The sequence below is a fragment of the Neobacillus drentensis genome, assembly GCF_036962765.1.
Taxonomy (GTDB): Bacteria; Bacillota; Bacilli; order Bacillales; family Cytobacillaceae; genus Neobacillus; species Neobacillus drentensis_C.
On the sequence record NZ_JBALOS010000303.1, the window covers coordinates 1 to 6,633 of the forward strand.

Here is a 6,633-nt window from a genome sequence, read left to right on the forward strand (position 1 = left end):
CTTTTTGTACAATTATGATTATTCGAGATATTGTGATAATTATTTACAAAAAAAGTACCAAAACACCAAATATCTTGGATAAATTAGATTGAAAGGTGAGGTGAGGTTTAAAAAATAGCACTGACCAATTATTCGGAAAAAAGTAAGTCATTTCTACAATTCATGCAACTTTAGGAGGGTTTTTGTTGAAAAAGACAATTTTTTTATTAATAGCTACTATTTTACTAGCTAGTACTGCACTACTCGGTTGTTCAAAAGGATCTAGCACCAAGACCTCTACTGAAACTAAGACTTCTACTGAGAAAATTACGCTAAAACTAGCATCTCCTGCACCTGAAAACCATGTTGCCAGCAGAGCTTTGCTAGAACCATTTGCTAAAAAGGTAAATGAATACACAAATGGTCAAGTGACAATTCAAATATACCCTAATTCTCAGCTTGGTCCAGCACCTGATTTTTATAATATGTTAAATTCTGGAATCACAGACATTGCTGTAGGTGGACCATCAGATCCTGGACACATGCCGTTATCATCTTCATATACACTGCCTGGTGCAGCTCCAAATTCTGAAGTTGCAACAAAATCTTATTGGAAAACACTACAAAATAAAAACTCTCAGCTTTATAAAACAGATTTTAAGAATAATGGACTTATTCCAATTGCAGCTCAAGTTGGCCCCTCTTCTGAACTGGTTTTTGCTAATAAGGAAGTTTCAAAAGTAAATGACCTTAAAGGATTAAAACTACATGGTTTTAAAGGTGGACCAGAATTAACTATTAAAGCACTTGGTGCTACACCTGTTGCATTGGAAATACCTGAAGTATATATTTCATTTGATAGAGGGACTGTTGATGGAGGAATTATTGGTTTACCATCTGTCCAGCCCTTAAAAATAAATGAAGTCGCAAAATATTTTACAACTAATCTAAATATTGCGCCACTTGTATTCAATTTAGCTATGTCAGAGAAAAAGTTTAATTCCTTACCAAAAAATGTTCAAGATGCCATCATCAAAGCTGGTAATGAAGTAACAAATAGCATCGGTGCTGTAGTGGATAAAGAAGTTTCTGATACAAAAACACAATTAACGAACAAAGGGATGAAACCGATTACCTTTTCAAATGCTGAATTAATCGAAATGAAGAAAAAGCTCGATCCAGTTTGGAAGGGTTGGGAAAAAACATATGAGTCAAAAGGCTCTACTGCAGCGATAAAAGATATGGAAAAAGCTGTTACATCCGAAAAATAATAATAATAATGTATGTTAAGAATGGAAGAATATTTTCTTCCATTCTTACTTAAGAGAGGAGCGTTACCATGAGAAAACTTGTTTATAATTTAGAGCAATTTTTAGCATTTTTCGCGGGTTTATCAATCTTAGCTACTATTTGTGTTGTAATGGCTGATGCGCTTTTTCGACATGTTTTACACACGACACTCCCCTCTGTAAATGAAATAATCGAAAGCTTTTTAATCCTTCCACTCGTATTTTTTGGTGGGGCCATTACCCAAAGATCAAAAAAACACCTTTCCGTTCATTTTATTGTAGAAAAATTGCCTGTGACAGTTGGTAGGATTATTGAATTCATTAGTACAACCCTTTCAATGCTTTTTGTCGCTTTATTAGGCTATCTATCTTTTCGGCTTACATTAGAAGCTTTTGAAACAAATGAGCTCAATTACGGACAACTAGTTTTCCCAATGTACTTATCTTATGGTATTCTTCCAGTTGGTTTACTTGTCTTTACACTCCGCTATATGATTGATTTTTACGACCAGCTTATGATGATCATTAAGCCAAATTCAGAAGAAAAGCCTGAACCGATTGCTGATAAACTTTCAATGTAGAAGGGGGAAAAAACTGTGGAACATGTAGGTCTTTATTTACCGTTTATTTTAATGTTCGTTTTCATGGCAATGGGAATGCCGATTGCTTTTGCCGTAGGGATTAGTGGTGCACTCGGGATATATTTAGTTTCCGGTGGAAGCGCTCTCATGGGAGTATTGCAATCAACTCCTTATCATGAAGTATCTAAATATTTGTTAGTTTCTCTTCCTATATTCGTCTTTTTTGCCGAAGTAATCTCGCAAACTTCGTTAGTAAATAAAATATTTGATGCCGCTCGCGTTTGGACCCGTCGCATTCCTGGAGGCATGGTTATATCAACAGTTTTAGCATCTGCAGGTCTGGGTTCAATCACTGGTTCAAGTACAGGAACTGCGGCTTTCGTAGCTAAAGCCGCCATACCAGAAATGAAAAGACTTGGCTATGATATTCGCATTTCATTAGGCACAGTAAGTTCAGCTGGTGCTATTGCCATCTTACTTCCGCCAAGTTTAGCACTTATTATGTATGGGATCATTGCAAATCAATCCATTAGTAACCTATTTCTAGCTGCCATTGTGCCAGCAATTATACAGGTTATTCTATATATTTCTCTAATTATATGGAAAGCAAAGAAAAAACCAGAATTATTTGCACCGATGGAAGAGGTAACGAAAGGGGAAGGATGGAAACATTTCGTAAATCTACTTCCTATCCTACTTGTAATTACCCTGATTTTTACTAGCATTTACACTGGAATGTTAACCATTGTTGAATCTGCTGCATTTGGAGCAATACTAATCATTGCCATTTCATTTTTTAATGGACTATCCATTCGTAAATTAGGTAAAGCCGCAATTGAAACAGTTCAAATCGCCTCGATGTTGTTTTTTAACTTAATCGGTGCCATTATTTTTGGATATTATATAACGATGACACAAGTTACTCAAAAATTAGTAAATCTTATATCATCTATGGATGCTAACAGATTTGTCATTTTAGCTTTAATCCTGTCGGTTTTCTTTGTTCTTGGCTTTTTTATGGAACAAGTTATCATTTTGGTTGTAGCCGTACCATTAGTATATCCATTAATTGAAAGCTTAGGATTTGATTTAATTTGGTTTGGTATAGTAGCAACAGTAATGGCTGAAATTGGGATGATTCATCCGCCGCTAGGATTAAACGTTTTCGTGGCCACCTCCGTTTCTGGAACCAAAATTGAAGATGGCTTTGCGGGTGTATGGGGATATGTCGGAGCCTGTTTAGTATTAATTGCATTGCTAATCATCTTCCCAAATATTGCTATTTGGTTGCCGTCGATATTGTAACAAAATCGCCATCTGTTTGTAGGATGGCGAATTTTTTGATTTTCAACAATAATGCCAAATAACCTGACAAGTTATTGAGTAAACTGCAAATATGACAAAATTTTCATGGTAAGTGTCCTTGGATCGATAAAAAATATGGAGGATTTAATGCGGATTACGGTTATTCAGTAGTCATCCGAGAAGAAGTAACTAAAATTGGTACGGGATTAAGTGGAACTACTGTTCATAGCGATGTAATCGTTACAAACAACGATAAAGAGATTCCCATTGATACCGTTTGTAATGAACGTTTTTGCACCATTGATACTATAGTGGTCTCCTTTTCTGACTGCTGTTGTTTTTACTGAAGCAAGGTCCGCGGACCTGGATGCTGTTCCTGCATACAAAGGTATTAGTTTAATAGTTGTCCAGGATGATACACCAGGTTTTTCAAAAGGCAAGCAGTTAAAAAAATTAGGCCTGCATAGCTCAGATACAGCAGAACTTATTTTTGAAGATGTAGAAGTGCCAGTTGGTAATCTGCTTGGTAAGGAGAATAATGGCTTTTATTATTTAATGGAAAAGCTTCAGCAGGAACGCTTAGCGATGACAATCGCAGCAATTACTTCTGCAGAAAGAATGCTTGAAATAACGATGAATTATGTAAAAGAACGTAAAGTATTTGGGCAATCGCTAAGTAAATTTCAAAACACACAATTTAAATTAGCAGAGCTTGCTACGGAGATTCAAATAGGTCGTACATTTGTTGACAATCTGATTCAAAAACATATGGCTGGAGTAGATATTGTAACAGAAGTATCGATGGCAAAATGGTGGGTGTCAGATTTAGCGAAGAAAGCAGCAACAGAATGTCTGCAATTACACGGTGGATACGGGTTTATGGAAGAGTACGAGATTGCAAGGAGGTACCGGGATGCAGCGGTTGGCAGTATTTATGGTGGCTCTAATGAAATTATGAAAGTAGTTATAGCTAAAAATCTCGGACTATAAGAAACATTTCAGAGAATATCTTTTCAATTCTCACATATACAAGACAGGATTTCCCAGAACTAAATGATGGGAAATAGTCACAAAATCTTTTAAACTAATATATTTATTATAGGGTTGGAGCGATTCTCAATTGAGGGTCGTTCTTTGTCTATATTTGAAGAAGGTGAATAAAGTGAACTTTTATGCAAAGTTAATAGTTAGTTGTAGATTAATATCATGCTGAATTCGGTGCAATAATTTTAGTTGCAGAATTCTTAGTTTATGGATATTAAATTATGCTAAACGTACCATTAAAAACCGTAAATTTACTAGTTAAAACAATGGCGATATGATTATAAATATTCAATATATTTTGAATGAATAAGGTTCAATTGGTAATGAACTATTCTTTGAGTAACAAAAGCTTTAATTAACATAAAGGCTAAAGAATTGAAAAAGAGTATGTGGTACAAGCCAAATTTGTGGAGTGAACACCAGAATTGTTCAATTAACGTAGTGCCTTTTAAAAAATAATCTGAAAAGGGGATATAAAAAATGAACATTTTAGTTTTGATGAAACAAACCTTTGACACAGAAGAAAAAATAGTGCTCCAAAACGGCACCATTAGTGAAGATGGGGTAAACTTCATCATCAATCCTTACGATGAATATGCGATTGAAGAAGCAATTAAATTGCGTGATGTGCACGATGGTGAAGTAACTGTTATCACTATAGGACCTGAACGTGCGGAGAATGCGTTACGTACGGCGCTTGCAATGGGTGCAGATAAAGCGGTTATTGTTGATAACGATGATATGGATCTTGATGAATATAGGACAGCCAAAATCCTTTCGGCCGTAATAAAAGATAGAGAATTTGATATTATTTTAGGTGGAAATGTAGCAGTTGATTATGGTTCTGGACAAGTAGGGCCACGACTTGCAGAAGAACTTGACATTGCACAAGTAACGACCATCACAAAGCTGGACATCGAGGGCAATAAAGCCATTATCGAGCGTGATGTTGAAGGGGATAAAGAAGTAATTGAGGTTTCACTTCCTGTTTTGGTCACAGCACAACAGGGCTTAAATGAACCACGGTATCCTTCACTGCCTGGTATCATGAAAGCGAAGAAAAAACCAATTGAGCGTTTAGAGATAGATGATTTAACTTTAGAGGACGATGCCGATGCAAAAACGACTGTCACTGAGACATTTTTTCCGAAGAAAAAGGAAGCAGGTCGTATCCTGAATGGGGATATCAAAGATCAAGTTTCTGAACTAGCCGCACTTCTTCGCAGTGAAGCGAAGGTAATCTAATCACATTGGAGGATGAACGAATATGAGAAAAGTACTAGTTTTGACGGAAGCAAAAGCTGGAAATTTAAGAGGTGTGTCACTTGAGGCACTGTCTGCTGCGAAGCGCATTGCTGAAGGTGGGGAAGTTATAGCTGTTGCAATAGGCAGTGAGGCAACTCATTATGCAAATGTTTTGGGGAAACATGGCGCAAAAAAAGTATATATTATTGGCAACGAAGAAATGGATGTATATACAACGGATGCTTATTTACAAGCATTGCGCCAGGTAATTGATACAGTAGAGCCAGAAGCGATACTAATGCCTCACACGGCTATCGGAAAAGATCTTGCCCCACGCATTGCAGCTCGTTTTGGGCTTGGTCTTGTATCCGACATAATTGATGTTCAGGTTGATAACGGTGAAGTAATCTTTACACGACCTATTTACTCCGGAAAAGCGTTTGAGAAAAAGAAAGTCGTATCCGGCATCCCATTCGCGACAGTGCGTCCGAATAATATTCCAGTAGAAGAAATCGACGGAACGATTGAAGTCGTGAGGTTTAATGTTGAAATCAGAGACTTACGGACGATTGTAAAAGAGGTGGTACGTAAAACTATCGGCGGTGTAGACCTATCAGAAGCGAAAGTAGTTATCTCTGGTGGGCGCGGTGTCAAATCCTTAGATGGTTTTAAGCCGCTTCAAGAACTTGCGGAGGTATTGGGTGGTGCAGTAGGCGCATCCCGTGGTGCATGTGATGCTGAATACTGCGATTATTCCCTGCAAATCGGACAGACTGGAAAAGTCGTAACTCCTGATTTGTACATTGCCTGTGGAATTTCGGGAGCCATTCAACATCTTGCAGGGATGTCTAACTCAAAAGTAGTCGTAGCGATTAACAAAGATCCAGAAGCCCCAATCTTTCAGGTTGCGGACTACGGCATTGTTGGTGACTTATTTGAGGTAGTTCCACTGCTTACGGAAGAATTCAAAAAAATCCTAGTAAACTCATAAATTAAATTAACCAAAGTAATCGGATATTCCTTTGTAATTCATAAAGGGATGTCTGATTACTTTATTAATATGTTTTATATGTGTAATTTACATATATAAGCAGAATGGGTTATAATTAACTTAAATCCATTTGAGTCGAAAAAACATTTTAATCTGAATATTCCGTTACAATAGTTGGATTACTGAGTAGGTATAAATT

5 protein-coding genes and 1 pseudogene are annotated in these 6,633 nt (G+C 36.8%); all 6 read left to right on the forward strand.

The window, feature by feature from the left end; genetic code table 11:
* Nucleotides 1-185: 185 nt before the first annotated feature.
* The 6 genes and pseudogenes from dctP to V7137_RS27595 all read left to right on the forward strand — a co-directional run bounded on the left by dctP (nt 186) and on the right by V7137_RS27595 (nt 6,434).
* Nucleotides 186-1,250: a TRAP transporter substrate-binding protein DctP gene (gene dctP, locus V7137_RS27565; protein WP_335701022.1), complete on the forward strand. Its 1,065-nt coding sequence runs from the start codon at nt 186-188 to the stop codon at nt 1,248-1,250.
* A 68-nt stretch (nt 1,251-1,318) separates the two neighbouring features.
* Nucleotides 1,319-1,849 carry a TRAP transporter small permease gene (locus V7137_RS27570; RefSeq protein ID WP_098932148.1) on the forward strand — a complete coding sequence of 177 codons (531 nt, stop codon included), beginning with the start codon at nt 1,319-1,321 and terminating at the stop codon, nt 1,847-1,849.
* Nucleotides 1,850-1,864: 15 nt separating this feature from the next.
* Entirely contained in the window at nt 1,865-3,154 is a 1,290-nt protein-coding gene (locus tag V7137_RS27575) for a TRAP transporter large permease (protein WP_335701023.1), read from the forward strand.
* A gap of 360 nt (nt 3,155-3,514) precedes the next feature.
* Nucleotides 3,515-4,144, forward strand: a pseudogene (locus V7137_RS27585) (acyl-CoA dehydrogenase family protein); the annotation flags it as partial.
* A gap of 534 nt (nt 4,145-4,678) precedes the next feature.
* Nucleotides 4,679-5,443 (forward strand): electron transfer flavoprotein subunit beta/FixA family protein, encoded by a 765-nt coding sequence (locus V7137_RS27590; protein WP_335701024.1) that lies wholly within the window; start codon nt 4,679-4,681, stop codon nt 5,441-5,443.
* A gap of 22 nt (nt 5,444-5,465) precedes the next feature.
* Complete coding sequence (locus V7137_RS27595) at nt 5,466-6,434, forward strand: electron transfer flavoprotein subunit alpha/FixB family protein (protein WP_335701025.1); 969 nt, start codon at nt 5,466-5,468, stop codon at nt 6,432-6,434.
* The last annotated feature ends 199 nt before the right edge of the window (nt 6,435-6,633 follow it).

Bases quoted from the DNA above. Each gene is read 5' to 3' on its own strand.
- V7137_RS27570 (WP_098932148.1), top strand. From the start codon at position 1,319: ATGAGAAAACTTGTTTATAATTTAGAGCAATTTTTAGCATTTTTCGCG.
- V7137_RS27590 (WP_335701024.1), top strand. From the start codon at position 4,679: ATGAACATTTTAGTTTTGATGAAACAAACCTTTGACACAGAAGAAAAA.
- V7137_RS27595 (WP_335701025.1), top strand. From the start codon at position 5,466: ATGAGAAAAGTACTAGTTTTGACGGAAGCAAAAGCTGGAAATTTAAGA.